The following is a 24,062-nucleotide window of genomic DNA, read 5'->3' on the forward strand; positions in this document are numbered from 1 at the left end:
GGTATGGAGCGGTAAAAAAGACGGTTAGTTTGATAATTATGTGTTTAATATTTATAGTATATTCGTGAGTTTGGTTCCGTTTAGCTTCCTAAACGTAGCCGGATGAACAGAATAATTCAATTTATACTGTAGTTGTGTGCAAGATGGAATAATTAGAAACAAAATTTCTTACCATAAAATAGTTTAAGCTGAACGACCAGTGAAAAGAAACCTTCTATTCTTATTTAGCTTCTTAGTGATAACTTCTTGTAACAACCAAAATCAACCAACAATGGACACAAAAAACGTGGATTTAGTGAATCAGTACTTTGCACACTTCAACAACCACGATTGGGAAAAGATGGCTGAAATGTATACAGAAACAGCAGCGTTTAAAGACCCGTCACTCGGGCAAGGAATCGTGATGCAGACACGTGAACAGACAATCCAAAAGTACAGTGAATTAAGCGAAGTTTTCCCCGACTTGAACGACAGGGTTATTCAGGTATATCCTTCAGGAGATAAGCACGTTATTGTAGAGTTTGTGTCGAGTGGAACTGCACCAGATGGTTCAGAATTTGAACTTCCAATCTGCACTATTTTCTCATTCGAAAATGGAAAAATAAGTAAAGACTTTACCTATTACGACAACTTTGAGCAATAAAAGCCAGCACACAACACGACACGGGTTCTATGGTCGGCTACGCCTCTGCGGAGCAGTATTATTAGTAGGTTTGATGGATGTCAGGTAGGCAAATTGCCTACCTGACTCATCATTCGTCATGTTGCAATACATCTATACCATGGCATAGGGGGAAATTGGGTGCTATGCCATGGTATTTTCCTTCTCGTATAGCTGTGATAAATCTCTTCTCCTGCCAGCTTACAATACCTGTTTTATCAGGTGTTAGATTGGCCGCGTAAGAAACACCCCAGGGGCCTGTAGGTTGCAACAGAAATGCAGTAACTGAAAACACTATCCGGCTCACCTAATTCATGGAGCCAGACATCCCCACGACTCAAGCTGGATAGTATTTTCCTGCAGAAACTTCTGCGCTTTAGTCTGCCGTTGGAAAGGATGTGTTTCGATCTGGTCCACCGCCGGTACCACTTCATGATGAACCATCAGGTCCAATACCCGGTCTGGATGGAAATTGATGACACCAACGGCTTGGGCCTTCTTCTCCCAGTATAATTCCTGCATGGCCTTCCAGGAGCCATGTACATTTCCGTAAGGTTGATGAATCAGGTATAGTCCACAAGTCCAGTTGCAAACGTTGTAGCGAACCTTTAAAAGCTTTCTTAGTGAATGAATAGCCTGCATCATGAACTCAAAGCTTTGTGGTAATTCCTAACGAGTATAGGATGCTGAATTAGCTAAAAGATATTTAATTTCATGTCCGAAGTACATAGAAATGTCCCTCAGTTGCTACTAAGGAACATTTCTATGAAAACTGAAGAATTAAATAATCGGACTATAGCCCTAAAGGTTTGGAGGCTATTGAAATTATCTTTAGCTGTAGGACAGGAACAGTATACAGATGGTTTCCTGCGGTTTTACAGCAGAACTGTTTACCACAGATCTAAAAGAGGGAAACAGGCCAGTTAGATCCTATTTATGGCAAGGGCTTGAAAAACTAAACCTTAGCTCGTTCACTAGCTTAATGCTCCTTCCTTTTCTAGTTTCAAAATGATTAATTTTAACCCCTATCTGATTATTATCGTATAAAAAAATTAGATTTTTATATTCTGACCCCTCCTCTACGGGACAATCCTTCATCTTCAGGAGCAAACAAGGGATTGCGTGACTTGATAAGCTAGCCTATTCTTTTAGCACCTCCAATCACAGTACCATGATAGCAGAAGAAACTTCTCTTTCCCAGTTTAAGACCAGCCTGCGGGGCAGGCTCATCGTGCCAAATGATCCAGACTACGAGACCAGCCGGAAAGTATATAACGGCATGATCGATAAGCACCCCAACCTGATTGCCCGCTGCGTGGATGAGGCCGATGTGATAGCAGCCGTAAATTATGCCCGTGAAAATAACCTGCTGGTAGCCGTGAGAGGCGGTGGGCACAACGGAGCCGGCCTGGGCATGTGCGACGGCGGCCTGGTCATCGACCTTACTTATATGAAAGCCACGCACGTGGACCCGGTGGCAATGACGGTGCAGGTGCAGGGAGGCTGCACGTTGGGTGACGTGGACCACGCCACGCATGCCTTCGGTATGGCGGTGCCAACCGGAATCAACTCGACCACGGGTATCGGCGGGCTTACCTTAGGGGGAGGGCTGGGGCACCTGACGCGCCAGTGTGGCCTTACCATCGATAACCTGCTGGAGGCCGACGTAGTGCTGGCGAGCGGGGAGTTTGTGAAGGCTAGCGCCAAAGAGCATCCCGACCTGTTCTGGGCCTTGCGGGGCGGGGGCGGCAACTTTGGGGTGGTTACCTCCTTCCTATTCCGGAACCACTCAATCAGTTCCGTGTATGCCGGACCGATGCTTTGGGAGTTGGAGGATGCAAAGGAAGTGATGCAGTGGTACCACGAGTTCATCAGCAACGCGCCCGATGAAATCAACGGCTTCTTTGCCTTCCTTGTAGTACCGCCCGGCCCTCCGTTCCCCGAACACCTCCACATGAAAAGCATGTGCGGCGTGGTCTGGTGCTACACCGGCTCTATGGAAGAGGCAGAAAAAGCCTTTGAACCTATCCGTGGCTTTAAAAAGCCGGCACTAGACTTGGTTGGCCCTTTGCCTGTGCCTGCCTTGCAAAGCATGTTTGACGCGTTATACCCTCCAGGATTGCAGTGGTACTGGAAAGGCGACTATGTAAAAGATTTACCGGAAGAGGCTATTGATCTGCATATCAAACATGGCTCTAAACTGCCAAACATGCTTTCCACTATGCATCTTTACCCGATCAATGGGGCAGCAGCCCGTTTGAATAAAAATGCCACCGCCTGGAGCTACCGCGATGCCACCTATGCCATGGTGATCGCCGGCATCGATTCAGAATCGGACAATAAAGAAACCATCACCAATTGGGCAAAGAACTATTGGAGGGCGTTGCACCCTTACAGTGCCGGCGGCTCCTACATCAACTTCATGATGGAGGAAGGCCCGGAACGGGTGAAAGCCACGTACGGTGAAAACTATGAGCGACTGGTAGAGGTGAAGACCAAATACGATCCCCACAACCTCTTCAAAGTAAACCAAAACATCGTGCCTTCGGCAGCGGATCAATAGAGAGGATATAGGGAACAATTCGTTTGGATATTCGCCATAAGCTATAGGCATCTTTTGTAGAGGCTGTTGCCAGCATATATCTCTACAAAAGACTGTCTTCTTGCACCTGAATTTTTCTTTAGAATATCTACATATTATAGCCATGGCAGTAACAGATACACAAAATACTTCCCTTTATGATAGGTTAGGAGGCGAGCCGGGCGTCCGGAAAATTGTGAATGATGTCCTTAACAGAAACCTCAATAACCCTCTCATAGGTCACCATTTCCGGCATGTGAATATGGAAAAGCTCATGCAATTGGTCTTTGAGTTTTTTTCTATGGGAATTGGCGGACCTCATACATACACTGGCAGAGACATGCGGACAGCACATACGGGTCTTCACATAAGCGAAAACGATTTTTTAGAGGCAAACAAAGATACCTTACTGGCTTTAGAGGAAAACGGAGTGGGGCAGGCAGAAAAAGATGAAATAATCGCGATTCTAGATTCAATGAAAGGGGAGGTAATCAGCCAATAAAGAAATGCCTAACGTAATTCTGCGTAGACAGGAGCCTATATGGAGAGGTTTGAAATAAAAAGCAATATGTTTCATTTCTTGCTTCAGGTTATTTTGGAAAGCCGACCTTCTTCAGCAAATCCTGGAAACGTGCGTCCGCTCGTAGCGGAGCTGGTAAATAGGGTGCATGTCTGATCGTTAGTATGTGGGGATCAACATCATGAAACGCTTTCTCCAGGGCGTCAAATGCAGTATCCAGGTCACCCATGTAAGCAGCAGATAGTCCATAATCAAAATGAGCGCTCCCTGCCCTCATTTCTAATTCGTTCATCAACTTCTTTGCTTCCTCTAGGTTTCCTTTACCACAGTAGGCCCAAATCAAGCCATTAAGTGCCTGTTGATGCCTGGCAGAGAGGTTAACCAAATACTGAAATGTAGCAATAGCCTCATCATAGCGCTGCATCACTATATAACAAAGCCCAGTGATGCGATGCGACAAAAAGGAGTTGTTGTCTAGCTCGATACCAGTTTTGGCAGCAGTAAGGGCTTCCTCAAATTTGCGCGCCATTAACAGAGTCCAAGCTAAATCGGCATGATCAATAGCGCTTAAAGGTTCAAGCTTGATAGCTGTTTGGAGTTGCTCCTCCGCCCCTTCGAAATTCCCGTCTACCCAGCCTAAGCATATCATACCGAACATAGACCTTGCCTGCACAAATTTCGGGTTAAGTTCAATGGCCTTACAAAAAGTTTTCTTCGACTCCTCCCATTTATACTCAAAACATACATAATAATATGCCAATGAAAAGTAAGCCTCGCCAAGAGAATCATCGAGTTTAATGGCAGTCTTCGCCGCTCTTTTTACTTCTTTCATTACTTCTTTCCCTGGAAAGAAGTTATAAGCTGCAGCCAATGTTTGGGCGTCGGCGTAACAAGCATATGCCAGGGCAAAATCAGGATCAACGGCTATGGCCTTTTTTGAAAACTCTAACCCTTTCAGAATGGCGCTTCCCCGCCTATACAAATAGAACCTTGCTTTCAGATACAGTTCATAGGCTTCTGCATTGTGCGTAAAGGTTTTGGTAATCTTTTCCCGGTCCTTCTCAAACAATACTACTTTTAACTGCTCTGTTATGGCTAGTGCTATCTCATCCTGAATGGCAAATATATCATCCATTGTGCTATCATATTTCTCTGACCAGATATGAAAGCCATCTTCCACATGAATCAACTGGGCGGTGACCCGAAGGCGATTACCTTGTTTGCGCACGCTGCCCTCCAGCACAGTGCTTACACCCAGCATTTCTCCAACTTTGCGCAAGTCAATGTTTTTTCCTTTGAATTGAAAAGAGGAGGTGCGGCCTGCTACTTTCAGGTCTTTTAAGTGATTCAGAGAATTGATCAATTCCTCTGCCATGCCGTCGCTGAAGTACTCCTGCTCCGGGTCGTTGCTCATGTTCACGAAGGGCAGCACAGCGATGCTTTTAGGCGGCGCAGCCTTAGGCTCGTCTATATTAAGCAAGTATGACTCTGATGATTCGGCTTCAGAATTTGTTGGGCGCACCTCATACACCCGTACCGGTTCTTTGACATTTTTAAGTATTTTCTCGCCCACCAACTTAGTAGCTACACCTGTTTTATTAGCCACGTTCTGATACACGGCCTCCGACACCCATATGCCTCCAGCCGGAGCCAGCGCTTGCAGCCTCGAAGCAATGTTCACCCCGTCTCCGAATACGTCTTCATTCTCAAATACCACGTCCCCCAGGTGGATGCCGATGCGCAGGCACAGGCCATTTATTTTCCCGCAGCCTTTCACTAGGGCGCAGGCGCAATTTACAGCATCCGTTACAGTTGGAAAGCTGGCCAGCACACCGTCACCCATTTCTTTTATCCATTTGCCGCCGTACCCTTTGATAAGGGGTTTGTGGAGCCGGCGGTTCTGGTTCAGCAACTCAAAAGCCTTGGATTCATCTTCCCCCATTAAGGCGGTGTAACCGGCAATGTCGGTGAACATGATGGCAGCCAGTTGACGGGTTGGAGGCATGTGAATAAGGTTAAAAATACAGGATCAAATTGATAAGATATTTATTGATTTTGGTCAGGCAACAATAACTGTGAAATCTTTATTCAGACAATACACAACACAGGAATTTCCTTATTTCGGATAATCAATGCGGGTTAGTAAATTCTGAAAACGAGAATCATATCGAAGCAAATCCGGAACGTAAGGCAGGTACTTGAGTTGGGTCAACATGGGGTCGTGATCATCATAAGCCTTTTCCAAGTAATCAAAAGCTTTATTAAGGTCACCTAAAAAAGCGGCAGATAACCCGGCATATGTTCCCGCTATATATTCAGAGGAAGGCCTTCTCTCCAATTCAACCTTAAGCTTTCTCGCTTCTTCAAAATTACTGTTGCTGCAATGGGCCCAGATCAGGGCAGTCAGTGCATGCTGATGCCTACAGGAAATGGCGAGTAATTGGGTCAGGGTATCTATCGCCTCCTTATGCTGCCCCAACGCGGTATAGCATAGTCCGCACAGACGGTGTGACAAAAAAGAGTTCGCATCAAGTTCTATACCTGTTTTAGCAAGAGCCAGCGCTTCTTCAAATTGGCCTGCAGTATAGAGCGTCCAGGCCAAGTCAGCATGATCAATGGCACTCAAAGGTTCTAACCTGATAGCCATTCTTCCCTGCTCTTCTGCTTCGGCGAATTTCCCTTCCCCCCATGCCAGGTAGTGCAGCCCGTACACAGACCGTGCCTGTACATATTTTGGGTTAAGCTCAATTGCCTTCAGAAAGTTTTTCCTCGATTCAACCCAGTTCACCTCCAGGCATGAGTAGTAATAACCAAGCGCGCCGTACGCTTCACTGACTGAATCATCAATATCCAGTGCTGCTTCTGCCGCTTGCTTTGCCTCCCTCATGATCTGCATCCCGGGCACAAAGTTATAAGCTGCATAAAGTATACTCGCAAAGGAAAGCCCTGCGTAAGCCAACGCATAACCCGGATCAATGGCAATGGCCTGTTTGAAGAATCGCAAGCCAGTCATGATTGCGCTTCCCCGTCTGCTGATGTAAAACCTTCCCTTCAGGTAGAGTTCGTACGCCTCCGCATTTTGAGTGTAGGTTTTAGTGATCATCTCTTTGTCTTTCCCAAACAAGGTCACTTTCAGCTGTTTGGTAATGGCCAGGGCAATTTCGTCCTGAATGGCGAAGATATCATCCATGTTGCGGTCGTACTTCTCGCTCCAGAGGTGGAAGCCATTCTCCACGTTGATCAGCTGGGCGGTGATGCGCAACCGGTTCCCCTGTTTGCGCACGCTGCCCTCCAGCACCGTACTGACACCAAGTTTTAGACCCAACTCCCGCAGGTCTTTGCTTTTGCCCTTGAACTGGAAGGAGGAGGTTCTGCCGGCTACATTCAGATCCTTAAGGTGCACCAGCGAGTTGATGATCTCCTCGGCTATCCCGTCGCTGAAGTAATCCTGCTCCGGGTCGTTGCTCATGTTGACGAAGGGCAGCACGGCAACGCTTTTGGGTGCTGCTGCTTTAGGCTTGTCCTTATGAAGCAAGTATGACTCTGATGATTCGGCTTTGTAATTCGTTGGGCGCACCTCATACACCCTTACTGGTTCTTTCACATTTTTAAGTATTTTCTCGCCCACCAACGTAGTAGCTATACCTGTTTTATTTGCCACATTCTGATACACGGCTTCCGACACCCATATGCCTCCGGCCGGAGCCAGCGCCTGCAGCCTGGAAGCAATGTTCACCCCGTCTCCGAATACGTCTTCATTCTCAAATACCACGTCCCCCAGGTGGATGCCGATGCGCAGGCACAGGCCGTTCACTTTCCCGCAGCCTTTCACCAGGGCGCAGGCACAGTTTACGGCATCCGTTACGGTGGGAAAGCTGGCCAGTACGCCGTCACCCATTTCTTTTACCCATTTGCCGCCATACCCTTCGATGAGTGGTTTGTGGAGACGGCGGTTCTGGTTCAGCAGTTCGAAAGCCTTGGATTCATTCTCCCCCATCAAGGCGGTGTAACCGGCAATGTCGGTGAACATGATGGCAGCCAGTTGACGGGTTGGTGACATATATAAAATGTGCTTAGAAGTTGCGTAACATAGGTCGCTACGTATTCAATATTGTCTGTTAATATATGGGTATAAACTCCTTTCTCTTTTATCCAGAGCCATACATCTCTACTTCCGCTACTGTTCTGGAAAGCCAATCCTCTCAAGCAAGTTTTGAAACTCTGCGTTATCTCGAAGCAAAGCTGGTACAAAAGGTGAATACTTAAGCTGTATCACGATAGGGTCACGGTCTTGACTTGCATGTTCCAAATAAGTTAAAGCTGTTTCTATATCTCCTAAATGGGCAGCAGATACGCCAGCATATGTACCTGCTATATATTCTGTAGTTGACCTTTGTTCGAGTTCCTGCATCAATGCCCTTGCGTCCCTTATATGACCATTTGCGCAATATGCCCATATAAGACTATTAACAGCATGTTGATGCCGGTTTGATGTTGTCATAAGAAAGCTGAAGGTATTAACAGCCTCTTCATAGCGCTCTAAGGCCAGGTAGCAAAGGCCTGCTATGCGGTGGGACAGGAAAGAACTATTGTCTAAGTCAATGCCTTTCTGAGCAACATTCAGCGCCTCATTGTATTTTTGTCCCGTATAAAGTGTCCAGGCATAATCAGCGTGATCAATAGCGCTTAGGGGTTCTAGTCTTATGGCCAACTGCCCTTCTTTTTCAGCCTCTTCAAAATTTCCTTCTATCCAGTTAAGAAGATTCATCCCATACCAGGAATGAGACTGTGCATAGTTAGGATTTAGATTTATTGCCTTGATGTGATTCTTCCTTACCTCATTCCAATTCCTTTTATAGTGTAGATAATACATAGCCAATGCACAGTAAGGCTCGCCAAGTGTTTCATCCAGCTTTATGGCCATTTCTGCTGCACTCTTTACCTCCTTCAGAGCTTCTTTTCCTGGACTAAAACTATAAAAGGCCATCAGAATATTAGCGTCTGCATAGCCTGCGTAAGCCAGTGCGTACTTTGGGTCGAGCGCTATGGCTTGTTTAAAATATTCTAAGCCAGGTAGAATTGAGCTTCCACGCCGGTTAGTATAAAACCTTCCTTTCAGATAGAGTTCGTATGCTCTGGTATTTTGGGTACTGGTTTTTATTATCTTCTCACGGTCGCTTCCCAGCAAGGTCACTTTTAGCTGCTCGGTGATGGCCAGCGCTATTTCGTCCTGGATGGCAAAAACGTCATCCATATTCCGGTCGTACTTTTCGCTCCACAAATGAAAGCCGTCCGCTACATCGATCAATTGGGCAGTGATGCGCAGCCGGTCGCCGTATTTGCGCACGCTGCCTTCCAACACTGAGTTTACTCCCAACTTTTCTCCCACTTCCCGCAGGTCTATATTCTTTCCCTTAAACTGAAAAGAGGAGGTACGGCCTGCCACTTTCAGATCCTGCAGATGTTGGAGAGAGTTGATGATTTCCTCTGCCATGCCGTCGCTGAAGTACTCCTGCTCCGGGTCGTTGCTCATGTTCACGAAGGCTAGCACGGCTATGCTTTTGGGGGGCGCTGCTTTTGCCTGTTCTTTTGAAGGTAAAGTAGACTTGGCTGGTTCAGCTACCTTGTTTTTTGCCTGCACCTCATACACCCGAATAGGCTCTTTTACATGCTTAAGCGTTTCTTTGCCCACCAGTCTGGCGTCTATGTCTTTGTAGTTTGCTATACTTTTATATACCTGTTCCGATATCCATGTGCCACCAATGGGTGCAAGTGTCTGCAGCCGGGCGGCGATGTTGACGCTGTCCCCGAACACATCATTGTATTCAAACATCACATCACCTGAATGTATGCCGATACGAAGGGTAAGGCCAGGAATGGCAGTACAACCCTGTTGGATAGAAATGGCACAATGTACAGCATCGGCAGCATTTGGAAAGCTAGCCAATACTCCGTCGCCCAGTTCCTTTATCCATCTGCCACCGAATTTTTGAATGAGTGATTGCTGCAGTGTGCGGTTTTTGTCCAGTAGATCTAAAGCTTTCTGCTCGTCATCGCCCATGAGTGCCGTGTAGCCGACGATGTCGGTGAACATAATGGCAGCCAGTTGACGGGTTCTGGACATGTGATATAGATGAATTTACATGAATATAATGCGCTGTTTATTCTTAAGTATTTGTGTTATAATACTATAAACGTATTTAACGTGCGCTTGATGTGAGGAGAGAGGATTAGTTTATTATACATTAGCTGACTTATAAGAGCAGGTATCCTGATAAATGTGAGTATTACGGGGACAGCAGTTGGGTCTGCTTTAGTGGCAGGCATGTATGTTTCTGCTCAAAGGTCGTCTATGTACCAAGCAGTGAGGTGAACCCTAGCCACAAATGAAAGATGGGAGTAGTGACGCAGTTTTTAAATTATATAGTGGCAGGAGGGGAAATCTTAAGTTAATTGCTGCTATCCGTTTTACCAAACAACTACTTCATGTTACTTCTGTCAATGTGGATAAAGAGGTCAGTGTATTAGAGCAAAGGCAAAGAGTAGGGGCTTAGCAAAACCCATGTTGAGCTTCTGATTTGGCTCTTAAATCAAATTAAAATGTGTTTTTAAAACTAAACCTTGAATCATAATTTAGAATATTTCGTATAAAAAATTTACTTATTTATTCTTTAGACTCCTTCGCTCCGGGACAAATCTTCATGTTAATGCTAAATGAAAGGGTTTGTATGACGTATGCTTTAGCTTTTTCCCCGCAACTTTCAACAATATGACTATGTTAGCAGAAGAAACTTCTCTATCCCATTTCAAGACGAGTCTGCGGGGCAGGCTCATTGCGCCAGCTGACCCGGACTACGAAATGAGCCGCAAGGTATACAACGGCATGATTGACAAGCGTCCTGCTCTCATTGCCCGCTGCCTGGATGAGGCTGACGTGATAGCAGCTGTAAACTTTGCCCGTGTAAAGAACCTACTGGTAGCCGTGAGAGGTGGCGGGCATAGCGGGGCTGGAATGGGCATGTGTGATGGCGGACTGGTCATTGACCTTTCCTATATGAAAGCTACGCACGTGGACCCGGCGGCAAGGACGGTGCAGGTGCAGGGTGGCTGCACCTTAGGTGACGTGGACCACGCCACCCATGCCTTCGGAATGGCTGTACCTACAGGCATCCAGTCCACAACAGGTATCGCCGGACTTACCTTAGGAGGAGGGATCGGGCACCTGACGCGCCAGTGCGGCCTTACCATCGATAACCTGCTGGAAGCCGACGTGGTGCTGGCGAGCGGGGAGTACGTGAAGGCCAGCGCCAGGGAGCACTCCGACCTGTTCTGGGCCTTGCGGGGCGGTGGCGGCAACTTCGGTGTGGTCACCTCCTTCCTGTTTCAAACCCATCCCATCAGTACCGTCTATGCCGGGCCGATGCTTTGGGATTTAGAGGATGCAAAGGAAATGATGCGGTGGTACCACGAGTTCATCAGCAACGCACCCGACGATATAAATGGCTTTTTTGCCTTTCTTATTGTACCGCCCGACCCATCCTTTCCTGTAGACCTCCACCTGAAATCAATGTGCGGCGTCGTCTGGTGCTACACCGGTCCTATGGAGGAGGCGGAGAAGGCTTTTGAGCCGATTCGTGGCTTCAAGAAACCTGCGCTGGACTTTGTTGGCCCTATGCCTGTGCCAGTTCTGCAGAGCATGTTCGATCCCTTAGTGCCTTCCGGTTATCAATGGTACTGGAAAGGCGATTATGTAAAAGACCTGCCGGACGAGGCCATTGACATCTGTATTCATCATGGATCAAAAGTCCCTAATATGTATTCGGGGGTACATCTTTACCCGATCAACGGGGCAGCAGCCCGTGTGGACAATAACGCCACCGCTTGGAGTTACCGCGATGCGACCTATGCCATGGTCATCGTCGGCGTTGATCCTGAACCAACTAATAAGCATATCATCACCAATTGGTCCAGGGACTTCTGGAAGGCAATACATCCTTACAGCGCCGGCGGTTCCTACATCAACTTCATGATGGAGGAGGGCCAGGACCGGGTAAAGGCGACCTACGGCGACAACTATCAGCGGCTTGTAGAGGTCAAAACAAAATATGATCCTCACAATTTGTTCAGGGTTAACCAAAATATCCTGCCTGCTGTTACAGACCAAGCGTAGTGCTGCAGATGGCGCAATATCTGTTCCCTTGTAAAGAGGGTAGGAGTTAAAAATTTGAAAGGTAAGGGTGCATGTTAACAGTACCTTTAACCAAAGTGGTGCTGGTAATTTATACAGCACTCTTGGGGAAACCGATGCGATCTATCAGATTTTGGAAACGCTTTTCCTTCTGAAGTAGAACTGGGACATCCTGAGAATGCCGTATATTAAGTAAGTTAGCGTCATGTTCAAAGTACGCCCTTTCCAGGTAGGTGAATGCTGCATCCAAATCTCCCAGGTAGGCAGCGGATAATCCAGTATAAGTGCCTGCTATATATTCTGTTTTTGCTCGTTTTTCTAGTTCATGCATTAAATTTACAGCTTCATCTATGTCTCCCTTACTGCAGTAAGCCCAGAGTAGACTATTAATTGCATGCTGGTGCCTTTTTGACATTTTAACTAAATGCTTCAAAGTTTTGATTGCTTCGTCATGATGTCTTAATTGCATGTAACAAAGGCCTGCTATTCGCAGGGACAGAAAGGAGTTAGCATCCAGGTCAACTCCTGTCTTGGCATATGTCAGCGCTTCTTCAAATTTACCTGCTACATATAGTGTCCAGGCCATATCAGCATGATCAATAGCGCTAAGTGGTTCTAGCTTTAAAGCTATATGAATTCGTTCTACAGCTTCATCAAACTTTCCCTGCACAAAACCCAGATATAGCATGCCGTATAAGGAATGAGTTTGTGCATACTTTGGGTTCAGCTCAATTGATTTAAGGTAATTCCTTTCTGCAAGCGTCCAATTCCACTCAAGCCCTATATAATAAAAACCTAGCGCGCCGTAAGCTTCACCAAGCGTATCGTCTAGGGTGATAGCTTTTTGTGCCGCTAGTTTTGCCTCTTTCATGACTTCTCTTCCACGTTGAAAACCATAGCCTGCAGATAAAGTCAGGGCATCAGCATAGCCTGCATAGGCCAACGCATAATTAGGATCAAGCGCTATAGCCTGCTTGAAGAGGTGCTGACCTGTCATTATAGAACCGCCTCGCCTATTGATATGAAATCTTCCTTTTAAATATAATTCATAAGCTTCAGTACTTCGGGTGGTGGGTTTGGTGAGTTTCTCCCTATCGTTTCCCAATAAGGTTATCTTCAATTGCTCTGTAATAGCCAGGGCGATCTCGTCCTGTATGGCGAAGATGTCATCCATGTTGCGGTCGTACTTTTCGCTCCAAAGGTGGAAGCCATCTGCTGCACTGTTTAACTGGGCGGTAATGCGCAGCCGGTCCCCTTGTTTGCGCACGCTGCCCTCCAGCACCGTCGCCACACCCAGCTTTTCGCCCACCTCCCGCAGGTCCACTTTGGTTCCTTTAAATTGGGAGGAAGATGTACGACCCGCCACTTTCAGGTCTTCTAAGTGGGTTAGGGAACTGGTGATTTCCTCAGCAATTCCATCACTAAAGTACTCCTGCTCCGGGTCGTTGCTCATGTTCACGAAGGGCAACACGGCGATGCTTTTTGCCTGAACTATAGTTGTTTGATTTTTATTTAGCATGCTTGTTTTAGAGTCGCTGCCCTTTGGATACACCTCATACACACGCACCGGCTCCTTTACGTTTTTGAGTGTTTCTTCGCCCACCAGCCTGGTGACAATATCTTTCTTGTTAGCCACATTCTGGTGCACGGCCTCTGACACCCAGATTCCTCCAGCCGGAGCCAGTGCCTGCAGCCTCGAAGCTATATTCACTCCGTCCCCAAACACGTCCTCATTCTCAAAAACAACCTCGCCTAAGTGGATGCCGATTCGCAGGCATAGGCCCTCTACCTTTCCGCAGCCTTGCACCAGGGCGCAGGCGCAGGCTACGGCGTCCGTTACGGTGGGAAAGCTGGCCAGTACGCCGTCGCCCATTTCCTTTATCCACTTGCCGCCATAGGTTTCGATGAGCGGTTTGTGGAGCCTGCGGTTCTGGTTCAGCAGTTCGAAAGCTTTCCGCTCGTCGCTGCCCATCAAGGCGGTGTATCCGGCAATGTCGGTGAACATGATGGCAGCCAATTGACGGGTTTGGATCATGAGGAAAAGCTTATATTGGAACCACAGCAGCAACAAAAATGAACGAATAGCCTGGGCCTGCAGATAGCCTACAGCAGGGCATAGTACTATAAGATACGATGACTAAAGCGGGTTAGTGCTGGCAGAGAGCTGTAATTTTCAAACAGTCTTGATTTTAGTCTGGCCGGCCCATGAAGTCCCGTATTCGTCTTTACCATAAAATCGGAATTTTCCCGATGCTTATAAATGTTTAAATTTATCAGCTGTGATTTAGTACTTTTTACCGTTTCACAAATAAAATTAGGATCTGCTTTATAAGTGGAGTAGGTGAGACGTTTATGATATTATCAATAGCGTGTTCCTAGGCTAATTTACAGTTTCACCTAAACATACATAGCATAGGAGGGACAGCAATTTATAGGGAACAAATAACAGCTGCTGTAGCTCCTTCTGACGGCATTAAAGTGGCGAATGGAAGAGTGGGAAGTGAAAGAGTAGAAGCTTTAGTGTCTGAAGCAAAATTAAAACGCCTCCAGCGTTAACTGAAGGCATTTTCTGTAGCCCGTAAAATGGACTTATCCAACCATATTCACAGCGGTTTTATGGCTGTTGGAAAGTATCTGCAGTTGGGAGAGGAGCAATAGTGGCAGCCAGCAGTTCTTCGGGTACAGGCATGTACGGAAGCGAAATGGTAAACTCAGACCATTCTCCTTCATTTGAAGCTACTTTTAGCTCTCCTCCATGACTCTTCGTGATGATATCATAGGAGAGGGAGAGACCTAACCCTGTTCCTTGTCCTGCGGGCTTTGTGGTGAAGAAGGGCTGGAAGATCTTGTTCATCACACTTTCCTGCACACCTGTTCCATTGTCCTGCACTCTTATCTCTACCTGGCCCTCCTGCTTGTGGGTGCTTACCCTTACCTTCGGCCCATAATTTGGCTGTTCCAGCCGCTGCTTTTGCTGCACTGCATAGAAAGCGTTATTAAAGAGGTTGAGCAGCACTCTTCCCAGTTCCTGTGGCATTACTTCAACTTTCTCCAGGTTCTCATCAAAGGAGGTTTCTATGGTGCAGGTGAAACCCTTGTTTTTGGACCGAAAGCCGGAATAAGCCAGGCGCAAATACTCTTCTGCCAATGAGCTTAGGTTCGTGCGTTGTTTTTCTCCTGAACTGGCGCGGGAGTGTTGCAGCATTCCTTTGACTATAGCATCAGCTCTTTGGCCGTGGTGGTGGATTTTTAGGAGATTCTGTTCCAGGTCAGCGGCTATGGCTATTGCCACCTCTTGACGGTCCTCATAAATTTCCTGCTTCAACTCCTGCACAAGCTCAGAACTCACCTCTGAAAAATTGTTGACAAAATTGAGGGGGTTCTGTATTTCATGAGCGACACCAGCGGTTAGTTCGCCCAAAGAGGCCATTTTTTCAGACTGTATTAACTGCGCCTGTGTAGACTTCAGGTGCTGAAGCGACTGCTGCAATTCAGTTGTCCGGTCAGCTACCTTCTGTTCCAGCAACTTATTTTCCTTTCTCAGGCTTCGGGAGCGGTAGGCAACATAACTCCAAAGACTTGCCGCAAATACAGCTGCAAACAATCCGTAGGCCCACCAGGTATGCCACCAGGGCGGGTGTATGATGACAGGAATATTTTTTTCTGCCCAAACCCCTTCACTGCTGGCCGCTTTCATCCTGAATACATACTTTCCAGGTGGTACTTTATAGTAAAACGCTGTTTGCTCAGTGTCAACCTTCCGCCAGCCAGTATCATAGTTCTCCAGCATATAATACTGCCGGTTCTGACCGGGATTGGTGAAATGAATACCCGCGAAATGAAAGCTAAAAACATTTTGCAGGTGAGTGAGCGTGATTTCTTTCGCCTGACCCACGGGGACAGGCAACAGACCCTCTTTCCCGGGTCTTGTCGATTCATTGAAAAGCCGAAAATCTGTCAGGTCGATATGCGGTGGGTTCTGATTGTAGTTTGCAGGGGCATAAGTATAAAAGCCTAAGGTATCCCCGATGTAAATGTTTCCTTTTCTTCCTTTATGCACAGCCAGTATGTGAAAAGCACCGGGATCAAGGCCGGTTTCTGTTCCATAGGTTGAGACTATATTCTTCTTCCGGTCTAGTTTAATAAGCCCGACACCGGCACTAATCCAAAGGTTCTCCTGGTCGTCCTGTACTATTCCCCGGACACTGCTAATATACTTGTCTGTGCTGTTGGCTTTATATCTTACAAAATTATCGTTTCTCTGATCATAATAATACAAGCCAGTTTGGTTGGAGCCAACCCAAAGTCTCCCGGAGTCATCTTCCTGAATGCTAGTTATCTGAGTAGTTGGAACTGGATACTGCTTGAACTTGCCTGATTTTCGCTCCAGCACACTCACTCCCTTACCATGCCACGTTCCAACCCATACATTTCCTTTATGGTCTTCATAAATAGCTGTGACAAAATTACTGTTGTGGCTGTTATATTTATTCGGGTCATATTGAAAATGCGTAAAAGCTTCTGTCTTCGTCTTCATCAGGTGTAAGCTACCTTTTAAAGTGCCTATCCATAGAAGCCCCTCCCTATCTTCATGAAGAGCAACTACTGCACCTTCGCCTATACTGGTTGCCACCTTAGGGTCATGGTCATACAACTTAAAAGTTCCCTGCTTCAAATCCCGCCGCCACAGACCTTTTTCCCCGCCAATCCACATGGTGCCTTGCCTGTCTTTCATTATTGTGTATACAGCTTCCTTTTCAAGTCCTGGAGGTAAAGACGGATAAGGAGTTAACTGCCGGTTGTCTCCACTGCTCATGTCATACAACTTCAAGCCTTTGGATGTGCAAACCCAAATTTTTCTGTCAGCATCTTCAAACAAACCCGATACTTTAGCTCCAGTGGGCTGATAGACGAAACTCAGCTGCATAGGGTCAGTCCGGTAAAGCCCAGCCCAAGTACCTACCCAAAGAACGCCCTCTTTTGAATTATAAGCCTGCCAGACGTCATTGTCTTGCAAACCGCAGGAACTTCTGGTACCCCTCACATAATGCACCACCTTCTCTGTTCCTGGATCATAGCGACTTATACCGCCGCCTTGGGTCCCGATCCAAATGGCCCCGGTCACATCTTCGTGAATAAAGCTGACGCCGTCTTGATTCTTTCCTATAATGGGAGTACGGCTCAGCTTTTCTGGCTGATCTGGATTATATTGGTGCCTGGTAAATGTTCCCTTCTCCCTATCCATCGTGTGCAGCCCGTCACCTAGGGTACCCACCCAGAAGGTGCCCCGGCTGTCTTCGTAGATGGCCCTTACTTTGTTGTCAATCAAGGTGCCCGGGTCATTTGGATGGTGGAGATATCGGGTAAAAGTCCCGGTTTTTGGGTGGAAACGGTTTAGTCCGCCTTCTCCTGGCTTTGAGTTCCAGGGGCTGCCCGTTCCAACCCACAGTGTCCCCTCCCTGTCTTGGTATAAGGCCCGTACCTGATCATGACTCAAACTGGTACTGTCCTGTGGGTTATGCTGATAACGGGTGAAGGTACCATTCTCCGGATGGAAGCGGTGGAGTCCGCCATGCGTCCCTACCCACATCACTCCCTCCCGGTCTTCCAGTATAGCCGTTACTAAATTGTCACTCAGGCTAGTGGAGTCTTTCGGGTCATGGACAAAGTGAGTAAAGGTGTTGGCGTGAGGATCAAACAGGTCCATACCACCACCAAAAGTACCAATCCAGATTGCCCCATCTTTAGAGACAAAAACTGTTTCAGTTACATTATTGCTAAGAGAGTTTTTATCATTAGGATCATGGTAGTACGAGGTATAGCGGTATCCGTCGTAACGGTGCAAACCGTCCTGAGTGGCAATCCACATGTACCCTTGGTTGTCTTGCGCAATTCCCAAAATTTGCAATCTAACTCCTTCCGGAGGATTAACTTTGGTAAAAACAGTATGCTGGCTCTGTCCAGGCAAGCTGGTTAAAAGGAGCAGGAGCAGAAACAGAAAGGTTCGGTTAAAGAGAAAGACATACTTCATTCTGCTATTCTTTTAAGAATATTGTACAAGTGCTATTAGAGTAGAACCATGTCTAAGTTGGTAGCGGGATTAAATTTGCAAAGCAGGCACATGGGCTGGTCCTGCAAGGGCAGGAGTTGCAACAGGAAGCTAAATTATAAAAGAGGAGTATTCTCCCACCTACGACTCCATCAGGAGCCTATAACTGACTTATAATCAGTACCAATATACATTTAATTATGTATAAAATATGAAAAAATAAAATTTAGTTATAATGCCCTTTATGACTTCCTGAATGAAGCGAAAGAAATGATCGTTGAGAAAGGCAGGGTTCATTCAGAAGTAGCTTTGCACATTAAATTGCATACCTCCTATGGGAGTAGCAAATGTTTTGATTGAGAAATAAGTAGGCCAGCAGTATTAGTGTCCAAAGCGATTGGAAGAAGGCCTCCAGTATTAACTAGAGGCCTTTCCTGTAGACCAAAGGAGTACACTATAAACCCTATCCAATTTTATTTAGCAGATTTGGAGGGGTGTGTGCAGGCAAGGGAGGGGTAGCCTGTTTGTTCATGTACTGCTGCCAGTTCATAATTGGCATCTTATCTCTTGGGATGAGCAGGTAGTCTTTTTCGTTGCAGATGTAATCTTTTTTGCTGCCTGTGGTGCGCTACAGGGGGTATGCTTGCTATGGCTGATAAATCATAAAATAAAAGCGTATCTTTCTTTTATGGTTTCTATAAAGAAAATAGTATTTGGGCTCTTGCTGTGCTGTGTGGCGAGCATGCATGCAGCTTTTGCGCAAAAAGTGTATGTGCAGTACAACTCATCGACTCCTCAGGCAGCATATGCGTCTGATCAGTTAAAAGAAGCACTTTTAGCACAAAAGTATACTGTACTTGAAGATCAGAAAGGGTATGATTATGTAATCCGAATAGGGGTAGACACTGCCAGTCTGGAAAGTGAAGCATATGTCATCATACCGGGCCAAAACAGCATCTCCATCAGTGGCGGCGACAACAGGGGAATGATTTATGGCAGCCTCTCGCTTGCAGAAAGCCTGCAGCATGGCACGCGCCTTCAGGAGGTACAAAAGCAGAACGAAAAGCCTCACTATCCTTTTCGGGCAATCAAGCATAACACCCCCTGGTATTCCTACAGGCCAAGTTCTGCCCTGGATCAGCACTACGAAACTGTGCGGGATGTGCGTTATTGGGAGGCATTTCTGGACATGATGGCTGAAAACCGCTTCAATTCCCTTTCCCTCTGGAATCTCCATCCGTTTGTGTACATGATAAATCCGAAGAACTTTCCGGAAGCCAGCCCTTTCAGCGAGGCAGAAATGAAAGAATGGCAACAGCTGCACCGGGAAATTTTTCGGATGGCCGACGAACGTGCTATCGATACTTACATCATTCCCTTCAACATCTTTGTGAGTCCGGAATTTGCGGAAGCATATGGAGTGGCTCAAAAAAATGTATACCCCCATTATTACGTGCAGGGAGATACCTCCGAAATAGTAAAACGCTACATGCGGGAGAGTATCACCCAGCTGTTGCAGGAGTATCCTACCCTTACCGGCATGGGCCTTACGCTTGGGGAGGGTATGGCTGGCATGACGCCTCAGCAACGTGAGGACTGGATCTATGATACCTATATTGAAGGGATGCGCCAGGTGGGCCGTCCCCTAAAACTGGTACATCGCATTCCTTTTTCCAGTACTACCGAATCGTTGGGGGCTACCAGTGTAGAGTTGGAGCGACTGACCAGGAAATCCATAGAAAGGGAAGCAAACTTAGATTTTATTCAGGAGCCTATTTGGGCCGACTTAAAGTACAATTGGTCTCATGCACACTCTACCCCAAAACTGGTAAAGGTGCATGGGGGAGAGATGTTCGATACGTTTTATAACCCAATGCCAGAAGGCTATAAGATCACTTATACAGCTCGTAATGAGGACTTTTTTGCCCTTCGCTGGGGTGTTCCGGATTTCATACGTGCCCATATTGCCCTGAACAGCCAACCCTATGTTGGGGGGTATTTTATTGGATCAGAAACCTATATTCCTGCAAAAGACTATTTTACTGCCGTGGATGCACCGGTATACTGGCAGTGGGCCTTTGAGCGGCAGTGGCTGTTTTATAAACTATGGGGAAGGCTGCTGTACAATCCCGCTACTCCTGATGAGGTTTTTCAGGCAGAATTCACCAGGCGCTATGGTAAAAAGGGCAAAAACTTGCTACAGGCATATTCACTGGCATCGTCAACACAATTGCGCCTTGCCTCACTGTACGACTCCAGATGGGATTTTACCCTGTATGGCGAAGGGTTTATGGCTCTCATAGGGGACAGCACCCAATACATTTCTGTAGACGCTCTGATCAACCAGCCACCTTTGGACCCCGATTATGTGTCGGTAAAAGACTTTGTGCAAAAGAAGCTAACTGGAGGTTCGTTTGGAAAAGATAGAATTACGCCGCCTGTGCTGATTAAGATGCTGGAACGCGATAGCCGGAAAGCTTTGCGCCTGGTGGAAGACATCGATACCAGAAATAATGCTTCTCTGATGTATGAAGTAGCTGATGTGAAAACATGGGCAAACTTAGGCCTGCACCTTGCCGAAAAATTGAAAGGTGCCGTAGCACTTCAAACCTACCGGATCAAAGGCGGGAAAGGAAACCAGCAAAAAGCAGTAGCACATCTGCAAAAAGCGCTGGGGTATTGGGATAAAGTCATTCAAATCACTCGCCCGATATACAAGGACATGCCCCTGACACATTATAATGGAAGCAGCCATGACCGGAATGACAACAACCTGTTCCACTGGGCACTCATCAGACCGGAAGTAGCCAGGGACATCGATTTGGCTAAACAAGCAACCGTTCAGGGTATAAAGTAACAAGAGGAGTTGTTTTTAGGAAAGGAATGGACTCCAGCCAAAAAATAATTAGAAACATCACCAGATGTATACAGACAGCTGGATAAGAATGAAATGAGTTACCTTGTAGTAGCGGTATAGAGCCGTATGCAATTGATCGTTTTCCTGATCACTAAATACGGCTCTATTTACACTTTCTTTATGTAGGAATAAATTAACGATTCTCCAGGATTTTGGCTGCCCAGTCCGTTGAGGCTGGATTTGAATTATCCGGAAACTTTGGTATAGACAAATTCCCCTTTGGGTCCGACCTGATTGTTTCAGGTTCTTTCCATTCTCCATTCCTGGGATTAAACCACTGGAAGGCGTAAGAAGTGCTTTTCTTCAACCCGCTTACCCTGGGCAGTTCTGACTTATTTTCAAAGTAGAGCAAGGCGAAGTTCCTTTCCGGATTCATCATCATAAAGGACCAGCCATCCAAACCACGCACCGCGCTGTTTTTTGCTTTTTGAGGATGAAGGTATTGGTGGTAAGGCTGCAGCTGTTGATAGCGCGCACCCTCGGAAAGGACAAAGTCCTTCAGATGCTGCATCTGTTTTCCGGATTCGTACTGCAGGGCATCCCATAGGTGTGGGCGGGCTCCGGCAGGCTCTCCGGTAGTGGTCATGTCATAAGCAGCTGTACCATGCACATGGCCTGCTAAGCCTCCGGAAAGAACAGACCCGTACATTTGCGCACGAGCAAAATAGTTATCCCGGTCTGAGTTGGCCGGCGGGGTTTCGCCTCCCGGCTTGTTGATTTCATGGTTCCAGCCGGTATAATAAGGTTCAAAGTTGATGGCAGGATAAGGAGGCTGGAGACTGAAAAGGGTGTCCATTGCCCCATAAAAGCCATGGTCCCTGGGCTTGTTGCCTACGCTGTGCATATCGAGCCAGGGAACCTCCTCATCATGACCAAAGGTGGTGTAGGTCGAGTGGTCAATCAGGGAGGTGTGCAGCTGACCAAAGGGCGGCGGTCCGTACTTGTTTAGATGATAAGTCAGGGCTTCGTTGAACTGCTCTGCAGTCAGGCTGAATTCCTTAGGAATCCAGTCCAGGTGAATACCACTGAATATGAAATTTTGGGCGCCGTAGCGGGAAATTAAGTATTGTACATAGCGTGCAAAGGTCTCATTAAAGTCGTAATAGGCATTCCAGGATGGCCCTACATCACGGCGGACGGTCTCCAGTAGGGGCACGAAACCCTGCTCCGACATGTACTGCATTTTTTTGTCAAGGCTCTGAAAATAGGCTGGATTGATATAGTTAAAATCTGAAACGCCTTGATGCTTCTCAGACATGGAAAAGGGCAGATTTCCATATTCGTCGCGCATGTTCTTAGCGGTGAAAGTGCCCCAGTAACTTAGGCCGCCGGAAGCGTCGGTTCCTTTGCCTTTACCCACATCATAGCCAAACTTTTCCCAGGCGTTGCGCACAAACACGCCGTTTTCGTCGGCATAGGTGCTGGGGTTGATGTCCGTGTCCCAATTGGGGAAGGCGGCAATCATGCTGACAGAGTTATAGCCCTGATTCTTGCGATAATGAATGGCGTCTTCGAAGCCGATGCCTGGACCTGGTATATAGACATCGGAGGTGGGAGCATGTCGAAACGGCAGCCGCCAGGTAGTACCGGCCAGCCAGGTGTCGCCGATCATAAAATACGGGCTCCCATCGGCGTACTGCAGCGCATGCCCATTGGGTGTGGCACGCACAAAGCCATGGCGGTTGGGGTTTTCCAGTTTCTCTTTTTCAGTCCATGCTACCGCTGTGAACTGGCCTCTCTTTTGGTTTAATCCGGAATCATCTTTTTGATTTGAGCCACTGACCCATTCCCATTGGCCAGGTTTGGTTGCTACAAGGCGTACCTTAAAAACATCATCACCATCCCAGAATCCGTACACTCGTTTAGAAAAGGCCGGACCTTTCAAATCCACCCACACGTTTACGTCTGTATAATAATTGTCATAGATATTTTCAGCCTTCAACGTAATTTCCTGCATTTCCCACACATGCGGATCGGCAGAGGGAGAAACTTGAAAAGCAATTGCCTCAAAATTGATTATCCATAAAATCAGAAGACAAAATGAGGGATAGAATAAATGTTTGATATTCATTAAGAACAAAATTAAAATGGTTCTGATTATATCTATAAATATAAAAGTCTATAGAAAATAAAAGAGTAGAAAACGCTTAGTTACTTCATGTTTTCCTTAATTCGATTTTAAATTTCGGAAAAACTTTAGATTCTTTCCGTCTTAAACAAAGTTTTAACTTTATCTATTTTAAGAGGTGACTTATAAGTTATGCTTAAAAGAGGTTTAGGTGTGTAGTAGACTTTGTATTCTCCTGTGGGGAAATAGCAAAGCCTTGCTTGTAGCTATTCTGGAAAATCTAAACAGGGTAAGACTTTAAATGTAGTGATGGAGTAGTTGAAGAGAAATAACAAACTTCAGAATCAAACCAAAGAGAGTAGTTTATCCAACAAAAAAGCCGCTCCAGTTTTAGTTGAAGCGGCTTTTGGTAGGCCGAAGGAGTGAATTATTGAACTTAATCAACAAAGATTTTGAGGCTGTGGATAAGTATCTGCAGATGGGAGAGGAGCAAAAAATACTATCTTCTACAATAGCAATTGATTGTCTGTTTGTCATAACAGCTGTTTTAACGCACCCCCCCATAGCCTTAAATTGGTGGGGAGGGTGGTACTTTCACGGGGTGGGGAATTGTCTGCAGGTATCTTCATATTGCTCCAGATATATAGTATATTCGTTAGTTCGGCTCCGTTAATTCGCCTGCGTTGGGCGGCAAAAAGGGAGCAAACGCTGCTTATATTCTAACGCTGTGGTTAGTGAAATGCAATCTAAAATGTTGCAACCACCTGAGGAGGTAGGAATACGCCAGTAAAAGCGACACTTTAGATACTTGCAGAATATTTTTTACATCTATGCAACCTTTGTAGTCCAGTCTCATCTATATCCTGGCAATTCGCATCTAATGTTTAAAAATGAGTATAGCTAATATCTAATTAAAAAGGCGCTTCTACTACTTGTTGAGGTGTTGTCAGATTATCCGACCCTTGAACAACATAATATCTACCATAGCTGCTTATTGACAATGAAATTCCTCCTTAATTGAACACAAAGTTTCAAAAAATGAGGACAAGAGCAATCATGATGATAGGCCTCCTTCTCT

12 protein-coding genes are annotated in these 24,062 nt (G+C 46.4%); 5 read left to right on the top strand and 7 right to left on the bottom strand.

Annotated features, from left to right (window positions below; all coding sequences use genetic code 11):
• Positions 1 to 271 precede the first annotated feature (271 nt).
• Complete coding sequence (locus E1919_RS17200; protein ID WP_162054648.1) at positions 272 to 643, top strand: nuclear transport factor 2 family protein; 372 nt, start codon at positions 272 to 274, stop codon at positions 641 to 643.
• Positions 644 to 973: 330 nt separating this feature from the next.
• On the opposite strand, the gene E1919_RS17205 is transcribed toward E1919_RS17200, so the two are convergent.
• Positions 974 to 1,306 (bottom strand): aldo/keto reductase, encoded by a 333-nt coding sequence (locus E1919_RS17205; RefSeq protein WP_237144569.1) that lies wholly within the window; start codon positions 1,304 to 1,306, stop codon positions 974 to 976.
• Positions 1,307 to 1,832: 526 nt separating this feature from the next.
• On the opposite strand from E1919_RS17205, the gene E1919_RS17210 reads away from it, so the two are divergent.
• Both E1919_RS17210 and E1919_RS17215 read left to right on the top strand, forming a co-directional pair.
• Positions 1,833 to 3,224, top strand: a complete 1,392-nt coding sequence (locus tag E1919_RS17210) for an FAD-binding oxidoreductase (RefSeq protein WP_162054649.1) — start codon at positions 1,833 to 1,835, stop codon at positions 3,222 to 3,224.
• A gap of 142 nt (positions 3,225 to 3,366) precedes the next feature.
• Positions 3,367 to 3,744, top strand: a complete 378-nt coding sequence (locus E1919_RS17215) for a group I truncated hemoglobin (protein WP_162054650.1) — start codon at positions 3,367 to 3,369, stop codon at positions 3,742 to 3,744.
• Positions 3,745 to 3,832: 88 nt separating this feature from the next.
• Here E1919_RS17215 and E1919_RS17220 read toward each other — a convergent pair whose 3' ends face one another.
• The 3 genes from E1919_RS17220 to E1919_RS17230 all read right to left on the bottom strand — a co-directional run bounded on the left by E1919_RS17220 (position 3,833) and on the right by E1919_RS17230 (position 9,886).
• Entirely contained in the window at positions 3,833 to 5,767 is a 1,935-nt protein-coding gene (locus tag E1919_RS17220; protein WP_162054651.1) for an adenylate/guanylate cyclase domain-containing protein, read from the bottom strand.
• A gap of 111 nt (positions 5,768 to 5,878) precedes the next feature.
• Entirely contained in the window at positions 5,879 to 7,822 is a 1,944-nt protein-coding gene (locus E1919_RS17225) for an adenylate/guanylate cyclase domain-containing protein (protein ID WP_162054652.1), read from the bottom strand.
• A gap of 117 nt (positions 7,823 to 7,939) precedes the next feature.
• A complete protein-coding gene (locus E1919_RS17230; RefSeq protein WP_162054653.1) occupies positions 7,940 to 9,886 on the bottom strand; it encodes an adenylate/guanylate cyclase domain-containing protein in 1,947 nt (648 codons plus the stop codon).
• A 651-nt stretch (positions 9,887 to 10,537) separates the two neighbouring features.
• Between E1919_RS17230 and E1919_RS17235 the strand changes: the two genes are divergently transcribed.
• A complete protein-coding gene (locus tag E1919_RS17235) occupies positions 10,538 to 11,932 on the top strand; it encodes an FAD-binding oxidoreductase (RefSeq protein WP_162054654.1) in 1,395 nt (464 codons plus the stop codon).
• A 109-nt stretch (positions 11,933 to 12,041) separates the two neighbouring features.
• On the opposite strand, the gene E1919_RS17240 is transcribed toward E1919_RS17235, so the two are convergent.
• Positions 12,042 to 13,985, bottom strand: coding sequence for an adenylate/guanylate cyclase domain-containing protein (locus tag E1919_RS17240; protein WP_162054655.1), 1,944 nt, complete (start codon positions 13,983 to 13,985; stop codon positions 12,042 to 12,044).
• 579 nt (positions 13,986 to 14,564) lie between these two features.
• Positions 14,565 to 17,981, bottom strand: a complete 3,417-nt coding sequence (locus E1919_RS17245; protein ID WP_162054656.1) for a two-component regulator propeller domain-containing protein — start codon at positions 17,979 to 17,981, stop codon at positions 14,565 to 14,567.
• 706 nt (positions 17,982 to 18,687) lie between these two features.
• Between E1919_RS17245 and E1919_RS17250 the strand changes: the two genes are divergently transcribed.
• Positions 18,688 to 20,856, top strand: a complete 2,169-nt coding sequence (locus tag E1919_RS17250; protein ID WP_162054657.1) for a glycoside hydrolase family 20 zincin-like fold domain-containing protein — start codon at positions 18,688 to 18,690, stop codon at positions 20,854 to 20,856.
• A gap of 193 nt (positions 20,857 to 21,049) precedes the next feature.
• Here the strand turns inward: E1919_RS17250 and E1919_RS17255 are convergent, their stop codons facing one another.
• The gene (locus E1919_RS17255; protein ID WP_202915930.1) at positions 21,050 to 22,873 is read right to left on the bottom strand and encodes a DUF5060 domain-containing protein; all 1,824 of its coding nucleotides are present in this window, start codon (positions 22,871 to 22,873) and stop codon (positions 21,050 to 21,052) included.
• Positions 22,874 to 24,062 lie beyond the last annotated feature (1,189 nt).

Source organism: Pontibacter pamirensis (genome assembly GCF_010015475.1).
Lineage (GTDB): Bacteria > Bacteroidota > Bacteroidia > Cytophagales > Hymenobacteraceae > Pontibacter > Pontibacter pamirensis.

What these genes read in the sequence shown, in the direction of transcription:
- E1919_RS17200 (WP_162054648.1), top strand. Translation starts at nt 272, where the DNA reads ATGGACACAAAAAACGTGGATTTAGTGAATCAGTACTTTGCACACTTC.
- E1919_RS17205 (WP_237144569.1), bottom strand. Translation starts at nt 1,306, where the DNA reads ATGATGCAGGCTATTCATTCACTAAGAAAGCTTTTAAAGGTTCGCTAC.
- E1919_RS17210 (WP_162054649.1), top strand. Translation starts at nt 1,833, where the DNA reads ATGATAGCAGAAGAAACTTCTCTTTCCCAGTTTAAGACCAGCCTGCGG.
- E1919_RS17215 (WP_162054650.1), top strand. Translation starts at nt 3,367, where the DNA reads ATGGCAGTAACAGATACACAAAATACTTCCCTTTATGATAGGTTAGGA.
- E1919_RS17220 (WP_162054651.1), bottom strand. Translation starts at nt 5,767, where the DNA reads ATGCCTCCAACCCGTCAACTGGCTGCCATCATGTTCACCGACATTGCC.
- E1919_RS17225 (WP_162054652.1), bottom strand. Translation starts at nt 7,822, where the DNA reads ATGTCACCAACCCGTCAACTGGCTGCCATCATGTTCACCGACATTGCC.
- E1919_RS17230 (WP_162054653.1), bottom strand. Translation starts at nt 9,886, where the DNA reads ATGTCCAGAACCCGTCAACTGGCTGCCATTATGTTCACCGACATCGTC.
- E1919_RS17235 (WP_162054654.1), top strand. Translation starts at nt 10,538, where the DNA reads ATGTTAGCAGAAGAAACTTCTCTATCCCATTTCAAGACGAGTCTGCGG.
- E1919_RS17240 (WP_162054655.1), bottom strand. Translation starts at nt 13,985, where the DNA reads ATGATCCAAACCCGTCAATTGGCTGCCATCATGTTCACCGACATTGCC.
- E1919_RS17245 (WP_162054656.1), bottom strand. Translation starts at nt 17,981, where the DNA reads ATGAAGTATGTCTTTCTCTTTAACCGAACCTTTCTGTTTCTGCTCCTG.
- E1919_RS17250 (WP_162054657.1), top strand. Translation starts at nt 18,688, where the DNA reads ATGGTTTCTATAAAGAAAATAGTATTTGGGCTCTTGCTGTGCTGTGTG.
- E1919_RS17255 (WP_202915930.1), bottom strand. Translation starts at nt 22,873, where the DNA reads ATGCAGGAAATTACGTTGAAGGCTGAAAATATCTATGACAATTATTAT.